A 17,852-nucleotide genomic window follows, 5' to 3' on the forward strand; every position below is an offset into this window, starting at 1 on the left:
ATGAGCGAGGATGTACGACTGGTCGCCTGGGTCCGTGGACGCGTGCAGGGTGTGGGATTCCGCTGGTTCACGCGGGCCAAGGCGCTAGAGATCGGCGGCCTGAGTGGTTTTGCTCTCAACCTGGGTGACGGCCGCGTCCAGGTGGTCGCGGAGGGCTCCCGGGCGGGCTGCGAAGGGCTGCTCGGCTGGCTGCGAGGCGATGACACGCCCGGGCGGGTAGAGGGTGTCACCGAGATCTGGGACACACCCCGGGGCGGCTACGACGGCTTCGCCATCCGCTGAACCCGCGCTGTGAAGCCGCGCGGCGGAAGCGGAGTGAACTGCCACCGGCATGTGCCCGGAGCAGAAATGGCCTGGTGGTTGCCAAGAACCGCGTGTCGTGGCAGGCTCCGGACTTACAGATGATCGCCACGCCCTGAGGGCCCCGCGGGAGTCGCAGCGCCGCCCGGCCAGGGCCGCCCGACCACGGGTTCGCCCGCCAATACGGGGTGTGATCGTGTTGACCGTCAAACTTTTTGGTGAGACGCTGAAAGCCCCGCGCACCTTAGCTGTTTGGCATGGCGCAACAGTCGAGCAACACTCGGATGTGTCAAGCACCGCGGGTGCGATCCCTCACGACCCACACCGCTTCGGTCGGTCACTCAGTGTGGAGGACCATCCATCATGGCAAAGGCGCTTCTCGGTTACGTCGGCGGCTCCGACCCGCGACTCCTCGCCGAGATGCGACGGCTCCAGCAGCGTGTCCAGGACCTCGAATCCGAGCTCGTACGGATTCAGGCCGAGAACGACGCGCTGACGGCTGCCGCTTCTCCCGACAGGATCATGGAGAGCATCGACGCAAACCAGGCGGAGCCTGCGCTCACCTGATCGCTGCATCGCTCCACAACAGCACATGCGGCGGTTGGGCAGCCTTTTCAACCGCTTAAGTTGTCAAGATTTGCAAGGGACGCCCCGGCGTCCCTTCTTTCTTGCCCCCGAGCCCGAGCCGGGGCCCTTCCAGCCCCGCGCATCCTTTCACCTTCTTTAACGTCTGGTGTGCCCTGCATGTTCATGCGTGAAACCGCGCGGTTGCGAGGCTTCGTGGAGTGCGGTAGCGCCGCCGGGTAGAGTCCGACGGCGTGCACCTCAAGGCCCTGACCCTCCGCGGGTTCAAGTCGTTCGCCTCGGCGACCACGCTCCGGTTCGAACCGGGGATCACGTGTGTCGTCGGTCCGAACGGCTCGGGCAAGTCCAATGTGGTGGACGCGCTCACCTGGGTCATGGGCGAGCACAGCGCCAAGTCGCTGCGCGGCGGCAAGATGGAGGACGTCATCTTCGCCGGCACCACCGGGCGCCCGCCGCTGGGCCGCGCCGAGGTGTCCCTCACCATCGACAACTCCGACGGCGCTCTGCCCATCGAGTACGCCGAGGTCACCATCACGCGGATCATGTTCCGCAACGGCGGCAGCGAGTACCAGATCAACGGCGACACCTGCCGCCTCCTGGACATCCAGGAACTCCTCTCCGACTCCGGCATCGGCCGCGAGATGCACGTCATCGTCGGCCAGGGCCAGCTCGACTCCGTCCTGCACGCGGACCCGATGGGCCGCCGCGCCTTCATCGAGGAGGCGGCCGGCGTCCTCAAGCACCGCAAGCGCAAGGAGAAGGCGCTGCGCAAGCTGGACGCGATGCAGGCCAACCTCGCCCGTGTCCAGGACCTGACCGACGAACTCCGCCGCCAGCTCAAGCCACTGGGCCGCCAGGCGGCGGTCGCCCGCAGGGCCGCGGTCATCCAGGCGGATCTGCGGGACGCGCGCCTGCGCCTGCTCGCCGACGACCTCGTACGACTGCGCAACGCACTCCAGACCGAGATCGCCGACGAGGCCGCCCTCAAGGAACGCAAGGAAGCCGCCGAGCAGGAGCTGAAGAAGGCCCTCCAGCGCGAGGCCCTCCTTGAGGACGAGGTACGGCGGCTCACCCCGCGCCTGCAGCGGGCCCAGCAGACCTGGTACGAGCTCTCCCAGCTCGCCGAACGGGTCCGCGGCACCATCTCGCTGGCCGACGCCCGGGTGAAGAGCGCCGCCTCCGCGCCCCCCGAGGAACGGCGCGGCCGCGACCCCGAGGACATGGAGCGCGAGGCCCACCGCATCCGTGAGCAGGAGGCCGAGCTGGAAGCCTCCCTGGAGGCGGCCCAGCACGCCCTGGACGACACCGTCGCCCACCGCGCCGAGCTGGAGCGCGAGCTGGCCGTGGAGGAACGGCGCCTGAAGGACGTGGCCCGCTCCATCGCCGACCGCCGCGAGAGCCTGGCCCGGCTGAACGGCCAGGTGGGCGCGGCCCGCTCGCGTGCCGCGTCCGCCCAGGCCGAGATCGACCGGCTCGCCGCCGCCCGCGACGAGGCCCAGGAGCGGGCGGTCTCGGCGCAGGAGGAGTACGAGGCGCTGAAGGCGGAGGTCGACGGCCTCGACGCCGGCGACGAGGAGCTGGCCGCACAGCACGACCGGGCCAAGCACCGGCTCACCGAGGCGGAGACCGCCCTGACCGCGGCCCGCGAGGCGGTCACGGCGGCGGAACGCAAGCGCGCCGCGACCCAGGCCCGCCACGAGGCACTGGCGCTGGGCCTGCGCCGCAAGGACGGCACCGGAATACTGCTCGGCGCACGCGACCGCCTCGCCGGCGTCCTGGGCCCGGCGGCAGAACTCCTCACGATCACCCCGGGCCACGAGACCGCCCTGGCGGCCGCGTTCGGCGCGGCGGCGGACGCCATCGCCGTGACCACCCCGGCCTCGGCAGCCGACGCGATCCGCCTGCTGCGCAAGCAGGACGGAGGCAGGGCGGCACTGCTGCTGGCGGGGGCTCCTGAGGCCCCCCAGTCCGTAGCGCCCCATGGGGGCGCGGGGAACGGCGCGACCGGCCACGACGGCGCGCCGGTCGACCGACGACCTCCCACGGCGCTCGAAGCAGCCGACGACTTGGCAGCGCCCCCCAGGGGCGCGGGGAACGGCGCGACCGGCCACGACGGCGCGCCGGTCGACCGACGACCTATCACGGCCCTCCCGTCAGGGAACTTCGCCGCCGACCTCGTCCGCGGCCCCGCCGACCTCATGCCCGCCGTACGACGCCTGCTCACGGGCATCGTCGTCGTCGACACCCTCGAAGCCGCGGAAGACCTCGTCTACCGCCACCCCCACCTCACCGCCGTGACCGCCGAAGGCGACCTCCTCGGCGCCCACTTCGCCCACGGCGGCTCCGCCGGCGCACCCAGCCTGCTCGAAGTGCAGGCCTCCGTGGACGAGGCCGCCGCCGAACTGGAAGAGCTCGCCGTCCGCTGCGAGGAGCTCGCCGAGGCGCAGGAGTCGGCCCAGGCGCACCGCAAGGAGTGCGCCGCCCTCGTCGAGGACCTGGGGGAGCGGCGCCGCGCCGCCGACCGCGAGAAGTCGGCGGTCGCCCAGCAGCTCGGCCGCCTCGCCGGACAGGCCCGCGGCGCGGCGGGCGAGGCGGAACGTTCGGCGGCCGCCGCCGCTCGCGCCCAGGACTCCCTCGACAATGCCCTCGAAGAGGTGGAGGTTCTCGCCGAGCGGCTCGCCGTGGCCGAGGAGATGCCCGTCGAGGAGGAACCCGACACCTCGGCGCGGGACCGGCTCGCCGCCGACGGCGCCAACGCCCGCCAGACCGAGATGGAGGCCCGGCTCCAGGTCCGTACCCACGAGGAACGGGTCAAGGGGCTGGCGGGCCGCGCCGACTCCCTGGACCGCGCCGCCCGCGCGGAACGCGACGCACGCGCGCGTGCCGAGCAGCGCCGGGCCCGGCTGCGCCACGAGGCGGCGGTCGCGGAGGCCGTCGCCGCCGGTGCGCGGCAACTGCTGGCGCACGTCGAGGTCTCCGTGGGCCGGGCCGAGCAGGAACGTGCCGCCGCCGAAGCCGCGAAGGCCCGGCGCGAGCAGGAGCTGACCGCCGCCCGCACCGCCGGCCGCGATCTCAAGGCCGAACTCGACAAGCTCACGGATTCAGTTCACCGAGGCGAGGTACTCGGCGCCGAGAAGCGGCTGCGGATCGAGCAGCTGGAGGCCAAGGCGCTGGAGGAGCTCGGTGTCGAACCGGCGGGACTCGTCGAGGAGTACGGCCCGCACCAGCTCGTGCCGCCCTCGCCCCCCGCCGAGGGCGAGGTGCTGCCGGACGACCCCGAGCACCCGCGCAACCAGCCCAAGCCCTTCCACCGGGCCGAGCAGGAGCGCCGGCTCAAGGCGACCGAGCGGGCCTACCAGCAGCTCGGCAAGGTGAACCCGCTGGCCCTGGAGGAGTTCGCGGCCCTTGAGGAGCGGCACAAGTTCCTCAGTGAGCAGCTGGAGGACCTGAAGAAGACCCGCGCCGACCTGCTTCAGGTGGTGAAGGAGGTCGACGAGCGCGTCGAGCAGGTCTTCACCGAGGCGTACCGGGACACGGCGAGGGAGTTCGAGGGCGTCTTCAGCCGCCTCTTCCCGGGCGGCGAGGGACGGCTGATCCTGACCGACCCCGACAACATGCTCACGACGGGCGTGGACGTCGAGGCCCGTCCGCCGGGCAAGAAGGTCAAGCGGCTCTCCCTGCTGTCCGGCGGCGAACGCTCGCTGACCGCGGTCGCGATGCTGGTGTCGATCTTCAAGGCACGCCCCAGCCCGTTCTACGTCATGGACGAGGTCGAGGCGGCCCTGGACGACACCAACCTGCAGCGGCTGATCCGCATCATGCAGGAGCTCCAGGAGTCGTCCCAGCTCATCGTGATCACGCACCAGAAGCGCACGATGGAGGTCGCCGACGCGCTGTACGGCGTCTCCATGCAGGGCGACGGTGTGTCGAAGGTCATCAGCCAGCGGCTGCGCTGACGCCGGGTCATGGCCGACGGTCTCGGGTGCGGGTGCGTCGTGGCTGGTCGCGCGGCGCTTCGCGCCCCTAGGTGTGCGTCCCCTTCGCTTCTTCTTCAAGAAGTGAACGCATATTCATTGCGTGGTATCTGCAACTTCACACCTCAGCCCCTATTGACTTCGAAACTTGAAGGCATAGTCTCTGCAACGTTGCTTTTACCTTCAGGTGTGAGCGGTGTGGAGGTGTGCGCCACTTAAACCTGAGAGGGCTCATCCCCCCACCCCCGGCAGCGTTGCCGGTGGCCCGAGGAGTTTCTTGTGACCAGCACTGCGCAGGCACCCCAGTCAGGAGCCGGGACGGCTCACCCCGATCACCTCGGGCATGTCATCTTCATCGCGGCGGCGGCCGCGATGGGCGGTTTCCTCTTCGGCTACGACAGCTCCGTCATCAACGGTGCCGTCGAGGCGATCCGGAGCCGTTACGACATCGGGTCCGCGGCCCTCGCCCAGGTCATCGCCATCGCCCTGATCGGCTGCGCCATCGGCGCCGCGACCGCCGGCCGGATAGCCGACCGCATCGGCCGTATCCGCTGCATGCAGATCGCGGCCGTGCTGTTCACCATCAGCGCCGTGGGCTCGGCGCTGCCCTTCGCGCTCTGGGACCTCGCCTTCTGGCGGGTCATCGGCGGCTTCGCCATCGGCATGGCCTCCGTCATCGGCCCCGCCTACATCGCCGAGGTGGCCCCGCCCGCCTACCGCGGCCGCCTGGGGTCCTTCCAGCAGGCCGCGATCGTCGTCGGCATCGCCATCTCCCAGCTGGTCAACTGGGGTCTGCTCAACGCCGCCGGCGGCGACCAGCGCGGCAAGCTGATGGGCCTGGAGGCCTGGCAGGTCATGCTCGGCGTCATGGTGATCCCGGCCGGCCTGTACGGCCTGCTCTCCTTCGCGATCCCCGAGTCCCCCCGCTTCCTGCTCTCCGTCGGCAAGCGTGACCGCGCCCGCGCGATCCTCGAAGAGGTCGAGGGCAAGAACGTCGACCTGGACGCCCGGGTCGCGGAGATCGAGCACGCGATGAAGAGCGAGCACCGGTCCACGTTCAAGGACCTGCTCGGCGGCTCCTTCTTCTTCAAGCCGATCGTCTGGGTCGGCATCGGCCTGTCGGTCTTCCAGCAGTTCGTCGGCATCAACGTGGCGTTCTACTACTCCTCCACCCTCTGGCAGTCGGTGGGCGTCGACCCGACGGACTCGTTCTTCTACTCCTTCACGACGTCGATCATCAACATCATCGGCACCGTGATCGCGATGATCTTCGTGGACCGCATCGGCCGCAAGCCGCTGGCGCTCATCGGTTCGGTCGGCATGGTCGTCGGCCTCGCCCTGGAGGCCTGGGCCTTCTCCTACGACCTCGTCGACGGGAAGCTGCCGGCCGCGCAGGGCTGGATCGCCCTGATCGCCGCCCACGTCTTCGTCCTCTTCTTCGCCCTGTCCTGGGGTGTGGTCGTCTGGGTCTTCCTCGGCGAGATGTTCCCGAACAGGATCCGCGCCGCCGCCCTGGGTGTGGCCGCCTCCGCGCAGTGGCTGGCCAACTGGGCCATCACCGCGAGCTTCCCGTCGCTGGCCGACTGGAACCTCTCCGGCACCTACGTGATCTACACGGTCTTCGCGGCCCTCTCCATCCCGTTCGTCCTCAAGTACGTCAAGGAGACGAAGGGCAAGGCCCTGGAGGAGATGGGCTGAGCCCCCCGACTCGGGGAGAAGGGCCAAGTCCCCGCTGCCCCTCTCCTCGTATCCCCCCGCCGCCCCGCCCGGTCACTGCCCGGGCGGGGCGGCGGCTCCGCTGTCGCGCAGACGCTCGGCTCCCTCGATCCCGCCGCGGCGGCCTTCCCACCGCCGCGACGTTGATCGACCGCGACCGCGCTGCCCGGCGGTGCCGAACCCCGTGGCCGGCCGTCGGCCGGCCCGCCCGGCTACGCCGGCAGGGCCGGGAGTACGGTCTCTGCGAACAGTCGTAGGCTTCGCCACCCCTCCTCCACCGGCATCCCGCCCGCCAGCGGGTGCAGGACCAGGTTGTCCAGGCCGGAGGTCACGCACTCCTGCGGGGTGAGGATGCGGTAGACGCCCTCCTCGCGCAGTTCCCCGACCGTGGTCGCGGCGGACCGCACGGCCGAGTGGATGTCACCGGACTGCCAGGACGCGTACATCCGGGCCTCGTGCAGGAAGTGTTCGCCGTACCGGGCCCACGCCCGGTCCGGGTCCTCGGCGATGTGCAGCAGGGGCGTCTCGGCCGTGGGCATCATCGTCCAGCCCTCCGTGCCGTACTCGGTGAGCTTCTCCTTGTAGTAGGCCTCCAGCTCCGGCAGATGGGCGCTCGGGAAGAACGGCAGGCCGAGGCGGGCGGCGCGGCGCGCGGCGGCCTGGGAGGAACCGCCTACCAGGAGCAGGGGGTGCGGGGCCGTGAAGGGGCGCGGCGTGACCCGTACCGTACGGCCCCGGTACTCGAACTCCTCGCCGGTCCACGCCTTCAGCAGCGTCTCCAGCAGCTCGTCCTGGAGCCGCCCCCGCCGCTTCCACTCCACGTCGAACAGGGCGTACTCCTCGGGCCGGTAGCCGATCCCCGCCACCGTCACCAGGCGGCCCCCGCTGAGCAGGTCGAGGACCGCGATGTCCTCGGCCAGCCGCAGCGGGTCGTGCAGCGGGCCGATCACGGCCGACACGGTCACCGCGATGTTCCGGGTCGCCCCGAACACCGCGCCCGCGAAGGCGAACGGCGAGGGCAGCCAGTTGTTGTCGACGCCGTGGTGTTCCTCGGTCTGCACGGTGGTGACCCCGTGCTCGTCGGCGTACGCGGCCATGTCGAGGGCCGCTCGGTACCGGGCCCCCAGGCTCGCCGGGGAGGCGCCGGGTTCGACGAGGTTGAAACGGACGACCGAGACGGGCATGGGAGACCCCCTTCACCGGGCGGCTGGTGCGGGGGACGGTAGCTGACGATGCGTCAGACAGCCATAGGCGAGCGCTGCCCGGCGGCGGCCCCCGGCACCACCGCCGGCTTCGGCAGCACCGCGTAGAGCAGGCCCGAGACGACGATCGTCGCGAGCCAGCCGAGGCCGTACCGTCCGACGGGGTTGTTCGCGGCGAGCGGGCCGGTGAACCAGTCGCACGTGGTGAAGACCAGGCCGGCGGTCAGGCCGAGCGCCCAGGCCGCGACGGCGGCGGGGGAGAAGCCCGCCCGGTACCAGTAGGCGCCGGTGCGCGTGGTGTCGAGGAGGGCCGTCGCGTCGTACTCCCGACGGCGGAGCATGTCGGTCCCGAAGACGCCCACCCACGCCGAGAACGCCACCGCCAGCAGCGACAGGAAGGCGATGAAGGAGGCCAGGAAGGAGGTCGCGGCCAGCATCAGGACACCGCCGAGGAGCAGCGAGATCACCGCGTTGACCGAGACCGCCCAGTGCCGGTGGATGCGGAAGCCCAGCGTCTGCGCGGTGAAGCCCGCCGAGTACATCGACATCGCGTTGATCGTCTCCATCCCCACCAGGGCGATGAGCAGATAGGGGACCGCGAGCCAGCGGGGGAGGGCCTCGCCGAGGAAGGAGACCGGGTCGGCCGCCTTGGCGAGGCCCGGGGTGGCGGACGCCATCACCGTGCCCATCAGGACCATGGGGAGTACGACGATCCCGGCACCGCCCACCGTGTTGCGGACGATCGCCGCCGAGGACGCCGCACCCGGCAGATACCGCGTGAAGTCGGGCGCGGCCGGTGCCCAGCTCATCCCGCCCGCCGCGATCAGCCCGGCCCCGGTGACCATCGCGGCCGCGGAGCCGGCGGGCCGGCCGAACACCCTGGACCAGTCCGTCGCCGCGATCAGACGGCCGAGGACCAGCAGCGAGAAGGCGCCGAACAGCCAGGTCGCCCACCGGTTGCAGTACCGCACCGCCCTGATGCCCATGCCCGAGATCGCGAAGGTGGTGATCACGAAGAGGAACAGGGTGACGATGATCAGGACGGTGTTGCTCCTGACCCCGAACAGGATCTCCAGGACCGTCAGCAGCGCATAGGCGCCGGTCACCGCGTTGATCGTCTCCCAGCCCCAGCGCGCGACCCAGATCACCGCGCCCGGGAGCAGGTTGCCGCGCTGGCCGAAGACCGCGCGGGAGAGGGCCATGCCCGGTGCGCCGCCGCGTCTGCCCGCGATGCCGATGAGCCCGACCAGGCCGTACGACACGACCGGTGCCGCGATGCCGACCACCAGGGCCTGCCAGAAGTTCAGCCCGAACGACACCGCCAGGCTCGCGCCCATGGTCACCAGCAGGACGGTGATGTTGGCGGCGATCCAGGTGGGGAGCAGACCGCGGGGCGTGGCGGTGCGCTCGGCGTCCGGGACCGGTTCGAGGCCCCGGGTTTCGAGGCCACGGTGCTCCAGCGACTCTTCGAGATGTCCGAGCGCGCCATCGGGGTGGGCGGTGGGGCTCATGGTCAGTCATCGTACGGTAATCCGACTAATCTCCTCAAAAGGTAACAAAACCGGCACCCGAATTCGGGGGATCACCCGGAAACTCCCGCGCGAGGGAGCAAAGTGGGCCGCGGGGGAGGGATGGATACTGGACCCGTTATGGAAACCGTCATCCTTGCTGTAGTCATCGCCGTGGTCGTGCTCGGCGCGCTGGGCGGGCTCGTCGTCGGCAGCCGGCGCAAGAAGTCGCTGCCCCCGCCGCCCCCCGCCGCGCCCGACATCACCGCGCCCCCGGCCGAGCCGCACGTCGGCGACGAGGCCGAGACGCCGCGCGACGAACCGCGCCGGACGATAGAGGAGGTCGACCTTCCCGACGGCTCGGCTCCCGTCGTCGTAGCGGAGCCCCCCGCCCCCGAGATCGAGATCCCCGAGCCCACCGCCGGCCGGCTGGTCCGGCTGCGCGCCCGGCTCTCCCGTTCCCAGACCGCCCTCGGCAAGGGGCTGCTCACGCTGCTGTCGCGCGAGCACCTCGACGACGAGACCTGGGAGGAGATCGAGGACACCCTGCTCACCGCCGACGTCGGTGTGCAGCCCACCACCGAACTGGTCGACCGGCTGCGTGAGCGCGTCAAGGTGCTCGGCACCCGCACCCCCGACGAGCTGCGCGGCCTGCTCCGCGAGGAACTGCTCAAGCTGGTCGGCACCGATGCCGACCGTGTGGTGAAGACCGAGCCCGAGGACCGCAAGCCGGGCATCGTGATGGTCGTCGGCGTCAACGGCACCGGCAAGACCACCACCACCGGCAAGCTGGCCCGGGTGCTCGTCGCCGACGGCCGGACGGTCGTCCTCGGCGCCGCCGACACCTTCCGGGCCGCCGCCGCCGACCAGCTCCAGACCTGGGGGGAGCGGGTCGGCGCCCACACCGTGCGCGGGCCGGAGGCCGGCGACCCCGCCTCCGTCGCCTTCGACGCGGTGAAGGAGGGCAAGGAGATGGGTGTCGACGTGGTGCTCATCGACACCGCCGGGCGCCTCCACACCAAGACCGGCCTCATGGACGAGCTGGGCAAGGTCAAGCGGGTCGTCGAGAAGCACGCCCCGCTGGACGAGGTGCTGCTCGTCCTCGACGCCACCACCGGCCAGAACGGTCTGATCCAGGCCCGGGTCTTCGCCGAGGTCGTCGACATCACCGGGATTGTCCTCACCAAGCTGGACGGCACCGCCAAGGGCGGCATCGTGATCGCGGTCCAGCGCGAGCTGGGCGTCCCCGTCAAGCTCATCGGCCTCGGTGAGGGCGCCGACGACCTGGCCCCGTTCGAGCCGGAGGCGTTCGTGGATGCTCTTATCGGTGACTGACCGGGAGGGGGTGAATTTACCCACCCTCAGATCGCGGCCCCAGGATCGCAGAGAAGCGCCCGGTCCCCACGGCGGGACGGGCGCTTCGGCGTACGAGCGACCACGCTCCTACGGCTCGTGCCGCTACGCCCGTGACCGGTGCGCCACGTAGGCCAGGGTCCCCAGCAGCAGCCTCGCCGCCGGTGGCCTCGTCGCGGAGTCCAGGGCCGGTGGGCGCAGCCAGCGGACCGGGCCCAGGCCGCCCCGGTCGGACGGCGGGGCGGTGATGTGGCTGCCCGCGCCGAGGCCGCGCAGGTCGAGGGAGGTCCGATTGTCCCACCCCATGCGGTAGAGCAGCTCGGGGAGTTCGGCGGTGGCGCCGGGGGCGACGAAGAAGTGGGCGCGGCCGTCCGGGGTGGCGGTGACCGGACCGAGCGGGAGGCCCATGCGCTCCAGGCGCACCAGGGCGCGGCGCCCGGCGGGCTCGGCGACCTCGATCACGTCGAACGCGCGGCCGACCGGCAGCATCACCGCCGCACCCGGGAACTCCCCCCAGGCCTTGGTGACTTCGTCGAGCGTGGCGCCCGCGTTCACCTGCGGCGCGAAGTCCAGCGGATGCGCTCCCGGCGCGGGGCAGTCGGCGTGCCCGCAGGAGCACGCGCCGGCCGCGGCCCGGGCGCCCGGGACCACGTCCCAGCCCCACAGCCCGGTGAACTCGGCGACGGCGGTGCAGTCCGATGAACGACCGCGCCGGCGTGTGCCGGAGCGGATCTCGCGAATGCCGCCGATCGTGAAGCCCATGCCCCCTCCAACGGGTCCGGCGCGCCGGTGGTTACGACACGGAACGGGACGGAAACGGAACGTGACGCTACGGCTCCGCCTTCCCTCGCGCCCGCAGGGTCATGGCAGCGCCCTGAAGCGCCCCGGGTGGTGCACCGGGGGGTGCGCGCCCCTGAGTGCATCGCTCCGCCTACTCCCGGCCGTCCTATGTCAAGTGAATCGCGCCAAGGGCATCGTGAGTTCATTCGAAGGGGTGGCGAATGGTGGCGTTTCCGGGATCGCCATGGCTGGAGCAGTGATCGTAGGATTACTTTGAGTACACGAGGCCTGGGGGCACTTGCACTCGTGGGTATGCCGGAGGCAACTCGGCATCCCGTTCGAAGGGTGAGAACTACCGGACGGGCAGCCGTATTTACCGGCATTCTGATAGGGCTTGGCGCATCCGGCATCAAGTGGTCTCAGGGATGGGGGCGTTCCAGTGGGCGGCAACAGCGGTAGCGGGACGACCGCGACCAGCACGGACAAGCGCCCCAACGAGCTGCTCAACTCGTGGTTCGTGCGCAGCGGCTGGTCGAAGGGCGAGCTGGCTCGGCAAGTGAACCGCAGGGCACGCCAGTTGGGCGCCAACCACATCTCCACGGACACGTCCAGAGTGCGCCGCTGGCTCGACGGGGAGAACCCGCGCGAGCCGATCCCCCGGATCCTCTCGGAGCTGTTCTCCGAGCGGTTCGGCTGCGTCGTCTCGGTCGAGGACCTGGGGCTGCGGGCCGCCCGCCAGTCACCCTCCGCGACCGGCGTCGACCTGCCCTGGACGGGCCCGCAGACGGTGGCCCTGCTCAGCGAGTTCTCGCGCAGCGACCTGATGCTGGCGCGGCGCGGCTTCCTCGGAACGTCGCTGGTGCTGTCGGCGGGCCCGTCCCTCATCGAGCCCATGCAGCGCTGGCTGGTCCCCTCGCCCGGCGGCCCGCAGCCGCCCCCCGAGACCGCCGCCGACTCCCGCCGCCCCGGCCGTCTCTCCAAGCCCGAGCTGGAGCTGCTGGAGTCCACCACGGTGATGTTCCGCCAGTGGGACGCCCAGTGCGGCGGCGGCCTGCGCCGCAAGGCGGTCGTCGGTCAGCTGCACGAGGTCACCGACCTCCTCCAGGAACCCCAGCCCACGGCCACCGCCCGCAAGCTCTTCAAGGTCGCCGCCGAGCTGGCCGAGCTGGCCGGCTGGATGTCGTACGACGTCGGCCTCCAGCCGACCGCCCAGAAGTACTTCGTGCTCGCCCTGCACGCGGCCAAGGAGGCCGGTGACAAACCGCTGGGCTCGTACGTCCTCTCCAGCATGAGCCGCCAGATGATCCACCTCGGCCGGCCCGACGACGCCCTGGAGCTGATCCACCTCGCCCAGTACGGCAGCCGGGACTGCGCCAGCCCGCGCACCCAGTCGATGCTGTATGCGATGGAGGCCCGCGCCTACGCCAACATGGGCCAGCCCGGCAAGTGCAAGCGGGCGGTCCGGATGGCCGAGGACACCTTCGCCGAGGCCGACGAGTGGGACGACCCGGACCCCGACTGGATCCGGTTCTTCTCCGAGGCCGAGCTCTACGGCGAGAACAGCCACTCCTTCCGCGACCTCGCCTATGTCGCCGGCCGCAGCCCCACCTACGCCTCCCTGGCCGAGCCGCTGATGCAGAAGGCCGTGGAGCTGTTCGCCAAGGACGCCGAGCACCAGCGGTCGTACGCGCTCAACCTCATCGGCATGGCCACCGTGCACCTGCTGCGGGGCGAACCGGAGCAGAGCACGGCCCTGGTCTCGGAGGCCATGGGCATCGCCAAGAAGGTGCGCTCCGAGCGCGTCAACACTCGTATTCGAAAGACGGTCGACTCGGCCGTCCGCGACCACGGCGACCTCGCGGCGGTCATCGACCTCACCGAACAGCTCGCCGTCGACCTCCCGGAGACCGCCGAAGCGGTCTGAACCCCGGCATCCCCGGACCCCGGCCGCGGCCGGCCCTCCCGACTGCCCGACTCGGCTCCCCCACGCCAGGTCATCGGAAGGCCGCCGCGGCCGGTTTCTTTCCTCCGAGTGAAGGTTGCGCCACGATAACGATCCAGTCGGCGAACATCAGCCAGTTCATCGAGGCGTAACACCCGCGACCCCTTCGTCACTCCGGCGAAACAACGAGGGGCGGTGTCCGAAACCGCGCTGCGTCAATCTCATGGCGCATAACCGGCCCACCCCCCGCTTCACCGGACCGCACGCCCGCACCCGGGGCCGTACCAATTGACGAGGAGACGCCGATGGCACCAGCCGCCATCACGCTTGCCGCGGAGGCACCCAAGCTGTCCTCCGCGAACACAGGCTTCATGCTCATCTGTTCCGCCCTGGTGCTGCTCATGACGCCGGGCCTCGCCTTCTTCTACGGAGGCATGGTCCGCGTCAAGAGCACCCTGAACATGCTGATGATGAGTTTCGTCAGCATCGGGATCGTCACCATCCTGTGGGTGCTCTACGGCTTCTCCCTGGCCTTCGGCTCCAGCAACGGCTTCATCGGGTTCAACTCCGACTGGCTGGGCATGAGCAACGTCGGCCTGACGGAGCTCTGGGACGGCTACACGATCCCGATCTTCGTCTTCATGGTCTTCCAGATGATGTTCGCGGTCATCACCCCGGCCCTGATAAGCGGTGCCATCGCCGACCGCGTCAAGTTCTCGGCCTGGGCGCTCTTCGTCGCCCTGTGGCTCACGATCGTCTACGTCCCGGTCGCCCACTGGGTCTGGGGCGCCGACGGCTGGGCCTACAAGCTCGGCGTGATCGACTTCGCCGGTGGTACCGCGGTCCACATCAACGCAGGTGCCGGCGCCCTCGGCGTCATCCTGGTCATCGGCAAGCGCGTCGGCTTCAAGAAGGACCCGATGCGCCCGCACAGCCTCCCGCTGGTCATGCTCGGCGCCGGTCTGCTGTGGTTCGGCTGGTTCGGCTTCAACGCCGGCTCATGGCTCGGCAACGACGACGGCGTCGGCGCGCTGATGTTCGTCAACACGCAGGTCGCCACCGCCGCCGCCATGCTCGCCTGGCTCGCCTACGAGAAGATCCGCCACGGCGCGTTCACCACCCTGGGTGCCGCCTCCGGCGCGGTCGCCGGTCTGGTCGCGATCACCCCGTCCGGTGGTGCGATCTCCCCGCTCGGCGCGATCGCCGTCGGCGCCATCGCCGGTGTCGCCTGCGCCGCGGCCGTCGGACTGAAGTTCAGGTTCGGCTACGACGACTCCCTCGACGTGGTCGGCGTCCACATGGTCGGCGGCATCATCGGCTCCCTGCTCATCGGCTTCTTCGCCACCGGCAAGGGCCAGTCCACCGCGACCGGCGTCTTCTACGGCGACCACTCCTTCACCCAGCTGTGGAAGCAGTTCGCCGGTGTCGGCGCGGTCCTCGGCTACTCGCTGGTCGCCTCCGCGGTCCTCGCCTTCCTCCTCGACAAGACCATCGGCATGCGGGTCACCGAGGACGAGGAGATCTCCGGCATCGACCAGGCCGAGCACGCCGAGACTGCATACGACTTCAGCGGTGCGGGCGGCGGTGTCGTCGGCTCCGTCTCCGCGGCGGCCCTGGCCGGCACGAGCAAGAAGGTGGACGCATGAAGCTCATCACCGCCGTCGTGAAGCCCCACCGGCTCGACGAGATCAAGGAGGCCCTGCAGGCCTTCGGCGTCCACGGCCTCACGGTCACCGAGGCCAGCGGCTACGGTCGGCAGCGCGGCCACACCGAGGTCTACCGTGGTGCCGAGTACACGGTCGACCTGGTGCCCAAGATCCGCATCGAGGTGCTGGCCGAGGACGAGGACGCCGAGCAGCTGATCGACGTCGTCGTCAAGGCCGCCCGCACCGGCAAGATCGGTGACGGCAAGGTCTGGTCGGTCCCGGTCGAGACCGCCGTACGGGTCCGCACCGGCGAGCGCGGTCCGGACGCGCTGTAGAACAGAACCATCTGAATACAGGCAGGAGTCGCTGGGTGACGGGTACGGAAGTTCGGAACGACGCGGAGAACGCGGGACCCAGCGGCTACGCGGCGGCCCGGCTGCGCCTCCTCACCGAGGGGGCGCGGTCCGGGCCGCCGCGCCGTACCGCCCTCGCCGAGCTGACCGACGAATGGCTGACCGGGCTGTTCGCGGCGGCCACCGAGGGCATGAAGGGCGGCGTCTCGCTCGTCGCCGTCGGCGGCTACGGCCGCGGCGAGCTCTCCCCACGCAGCGACCTGGACCTCCTGCTGCTGCACGACGGCGGCGCCTCGGGCGCGGTGGCCGCCGTCGCCGACCGGCTCTGGTACCCCGTCTGGGACCTGGGCCTGGCCCTCGACCACTCCGTGCGCACCCCCGCCGAGGCCCGCAAGACCGCCGGCGAGGACCTCAAGGTCCAGCTCGGCCTCCTCGACGCCCGCCACATCGCCGGCGACCTCGGCGTGACCTCCGGACTGCGCACCGCGATCCTCGCCGACTGGCGCAACCAGGCGCCCAGGCGCCTGCCCGAACTCCAGGAACTCTGCGCCGAGCGCGCCGAACGCCAGGGCGAGCTCCAGTACCTCCTGGAACCCGACCTGAAGGAGGCCCGCGGTGGCCTCCGGGACGCCACCGCGCTGCGCGCCGTCGCCGCCTCCTGGCTGGCCGACGCCCCGCGCGAGGGCCTGGCCGACGCCCGCCGCGGTCTCCTCGACGTCCGTGACGCCCTGCACCTCGCCACCGGACGCGCCACCGACCGCCTGGCGCTCCAGGAGCAGGACCAGGTCGCCGCCGAACTGGACCTCCTCGACGCCGACACCCTCCTGCGCCAGGTCTACGAGTCCGCCCGCGTCATCTCGTACGCCAGCGACGTCACCTGGCGCGAAGTGGGGCGCGTCCTGCGTTCGCGCGCCGTCCGTCCCCGCCTGCGCGCCATGCTGGGCGGCGGCAAGCCGGTCGCCGAACGCTCCCCGCTCGCCGAAGGGGTGGTGGAGCAGGACGGCGAGGTGGTGCTCGCCCGCGCCGCCCGCCCCGAACGCGACCCCGTGCTCCCGTTGCGCGCCGCGGCCGCCGCCGCCCAGGCCGGCCTCCCGCTCTCCCTGCACGCCGTACGGCGCATGGCGGCCACCGCACGCCCCCTGCCCACGCCCTGGCCGGCCGAGGCCCGCGAGCAACTGGTCACCCTGCTCGGCTCCGGCCGCCCGACCGTCGAGGTCTGGGAGGCGCTGGAGGCGGAGGGCCTGATCACCCGCCTCCTGCCCGACTGGGAGCGGGTTCGCTGCCGGCCGCAGCGCAACGCCGTGCACATCTGGACCGTCGACCGGCACCTCATCGAGACCGCCGTCCGCGCCTCCGAGTTCGCCCGCCGCGTGCACCGCCCCGACCTGCTGCTGGTCGCCGCCCTGCTGCACGACATCGGCAAGGGCTGGCCCGGGGACCACTCGGTGGCCGGCGAGATCATCGTCAAGGACGTGGCGGCCCGGATCGGCTTCGACCGCGCCGACGTCGCGGTCCTGTCGACCCTCGTACGCCACCACCTGCTGCTCGTCGAGACCGCCACCCGGCGCGACCTGGATGACCCGGCCACGGTCCGCCTGGTCGCCGACGCGGTCGGCACCCAGGGCACCCTGGAGCTGCTGCACGCCCTCACCGAGGCCGACGCGCTGGCCACCGGCCCGGCGGCCTGGTCGACCTGGCGCGGCTCGCTCGTCACCGACCTGGTGAAGCGGGTCTCGGCGGTCCTCGCCGGGGACACCGCCGACGAGCCCGAGCCGGGCGCGCCCACGGCCGAGCAGGAACGGCTGGCCATCGAGGCCCACCGCACCGGTGCCCCGGTCCTGGCCCTGCGTGCCCAGAGGGAGCCGGCGGCCGCCGACGAGGAGCCCGCGGGCGACCCCGAACCGCTCGGCGTCGAACTGATCATCGCCGTACCGGACCAGCCGGGCGTCCTCCCCGCCGTCTCCGGCGTGCTGGCCGTCCACCGCCTCACGGTCCGCACGGCCGAGCTGCGCGCCCTGCAGCTCCCCACCGATGTCGACGACGGCGCCGTCCTGCTCCTCAACTGGCGGGTCGCGGCCGAGTACGGTTCCCTGCCACAGGCGGCCCGGCTCCGCGCCGACCTGGTCCGCGCCCTGGACGGCTCCCTGGACATCGCCGGCCGCCTCGCCGAGCGGGACGCGGCCTATCCGAGGCGCCGGGGCTGGGTGGCCCCGCCGCCGCGCGTGACGGTGGCCTCCGCGGCCTCGCGGCACGCGACGGTCTTCGAGGTCCGGGCCCAGGACGCGCCTGGGCTGCTCTTCCGGATCGGCCGGGCGCTGGAGGACGCCGAGGTGCGGGTGCGCAGCGCGCATGTCAGCACGCTCGGGTCCAACGCCGTCGACGCCTTCTACGTGACCGGCACCGACCACGCGCCCCTGCCCGCCGAGGAGGCGACCTCCGTGGCGCGCAAACTGGAGGAGACGCTCAGGGCCTGACCGCACGGTTGTGCAAGGC

At 71.4% G+C, this 17,852-nt stretch carries 12 protein-coding genes; 9 read left to right on the plus strand and 3 right to left on the minus strand.

What is annotated here, in order from left to right:
- The 4 genes from OHB00_RS35725 (at position 1) to OHB00_RS35740 (ending at position 6,557) form a co-directional block, all read left to right on the plus strand.
- Positions 1 to 282 carry an acylphosphatase gene (locus OHB00_RS35725; protein ID WP_406441018.1) on the plus strand — a complete coding sequence of 94 codons (282 nt, stop codon included), beginning with the start codon at positions 1 to 3 and terminating at the stop codon, positions 280 to 282.
- A 381-nt stretch (positions 283 to 663) separates the two neighbouring features.
- A complete protein-coding gene (locus tag OHB00_RS35730; RefSeq protein WP_093498859.1) occupies positions 664 to 867 on the plus strand; it encodes a hypothetical protein in 204 nt (67 codons plus the stop codon).
- 251 nt (positions 868 to 1,118) lie between these two features.
- Positions 1,119 to 4,841, plus strand: a complete 3,723-nt coding sequence (locus OHB00_RS35735) for an AAA family ATPase (RefSeq protein ID WP_406441020.1) — start codon at positions 1,119 to 1,121, stop codon at positions 4,839 to 4,841.
- A gap of 297 nt (positions 4,842 to 5,138) precedes the next feature.
- Complete coding sequence (locus OHB00_RS35740; RefSeq protein ID WP_406441022.1) at positions 5,139 to 6,557, plus strand: sugar porter family MFS transporter; 1,419 nt, start codon at positions 5,139 to 5,141, stop codon at positions 6,555 to 6,557.
- Positions 6,558 to 6,787: 230 nt separating this feature from the next.
- Here OHB00_RS35740 and OHB00_RS35745 read toward each other — a convergent pair whose 3' ends face one another.
- Both OHB00_RS35745 and OHB00_RS35750 read right to left on the minus strand, forming a co-directional pair.
- On the minus strand, positions 6,788 to 7,759 hold the full coding sequence (locus OHB00_RS35745; protein WP_406441024.1) for an LLM class flavin-dependent oxidoreductase: 972 nt from the start codon (positions 7,757 to 7,759) through the stop codon (positions 6,788 to 6,790).
- A gap of 53 nt (positions 7,760 to 7,812) precedes the next feature.
- A complete protein-coding gene (locus OHB00_RS35750; RefSeq protein WP_406441026.1) occupies positions 7,813 to 9,288 on the minus strand; it encodes a cytosine permease in 1,476 nt (491 codons plus the stop codon).
- Between the two features lie 138 nt (positions 9,289 to 9,426).
- Here OHB00_RS35750 and ftsY point away from each other — a divergent pair, with 138 nt between their 5' ends.
- Complete coding sequence (ftsY, locus tag OHB00_RS35755) at positions 9,427 to 10,620, plus strand: signal recognition particle-docking protein FtsY (RefSeq protein WP_406441028.1); 1,194 nt, start codon at positions 9,427 to 9,429, stop codon at positions 10,618 to 10,620.
- 123 nt (positions 10,621 to 10,743) lie between these two features.
- On the opposite strand, the gene OHB00_RS35760 is transcribed toward ftsY, so the two are convergent.
- Positions 10,744 to 11,400, minus strand: coding sequence for a bifunctional DNA primase/polymerase (locus OHB00_RS35760; RefSeq protein ID WP_406441029.1), 657 nt, complete (start codon positions 11,398 to 11,400; stop codon positions 10,744 to 10,746).
- A gap of 457 nt (positions 11,401 to 11,857) precedes the next feature.
- Between OHB00_RS35760 and OHB00_RS35765 the strand changes: the two genes are divergently transcribed.
- The 4 genes from OHB00_RS35765 to OHB00_RS35780 all read left to right on the plus strand — a co-directional run bounded on the left by OHB00_RS35765 (position 11,858) and on the right by OHB00_RS35780 (position 17,833).
- The gene (locus tag OHB00_RS35765; RefSeq protein ID WP_406441031.1) at positions 11,858 to 13,342 is read left to right on the plus strand and encodes a hypothetical protein; all 1,485 of its coding nucleotides are present in this window, start codon (positions 11,858 to 11,860) and stop codon (positions 13,340 to 13,342) included.
- Between the two features lie 323 nt (positions 13,343 to 13,665).
- Positions 13,666 to 15,006 (plus strand): ammonium transporter, encoded by a 1,341-nt coding sequence (locus OHB00_RS35770; protein WP_406441033.1) that lies wholly within the window; start codon positions 13,666 to 13,668, stop codon positions 15,004 to 15,006.
- Positions 15,003 to 15,341, plus strand: coding sequence for a P-II family nitrogen regulator (locus OHB00_RS35775; protein ID WP_089098508.1), 339 nt, complete (start codon positions 15,003 to 15,005; stop codon positions 15,339 to 15,341). Before OHB00_RS35770 ends, OHB00_RS35775 begins: the two co-directional genes overlap by 4 nt.
- Positions 15,342 to 15,376: 35 nt before the next feature.
- Complete coding sequence (locus OHB00_RS35780) at positions 15,377 to 17,833, plus strand: [protein-PII] uridylyltransferase (RefSeq protein ID WP_406441035.1); 2,457 nt, start codon at positions 15,377 to 15,379, stop codon at positions 17,831 to 17,833.
- Positions 17,834 to 17,852: the final 19 nt, after the last annotated feature.

It is taken from the genome of Streptomyces sp. NBC_00631 (genome assembly GCF_045206895.1).
Lineage (GTDB): Bacteria > Actinomycetota > Actinomycetes > Streptomycetales > Streptomycetaceae > Streptomyces.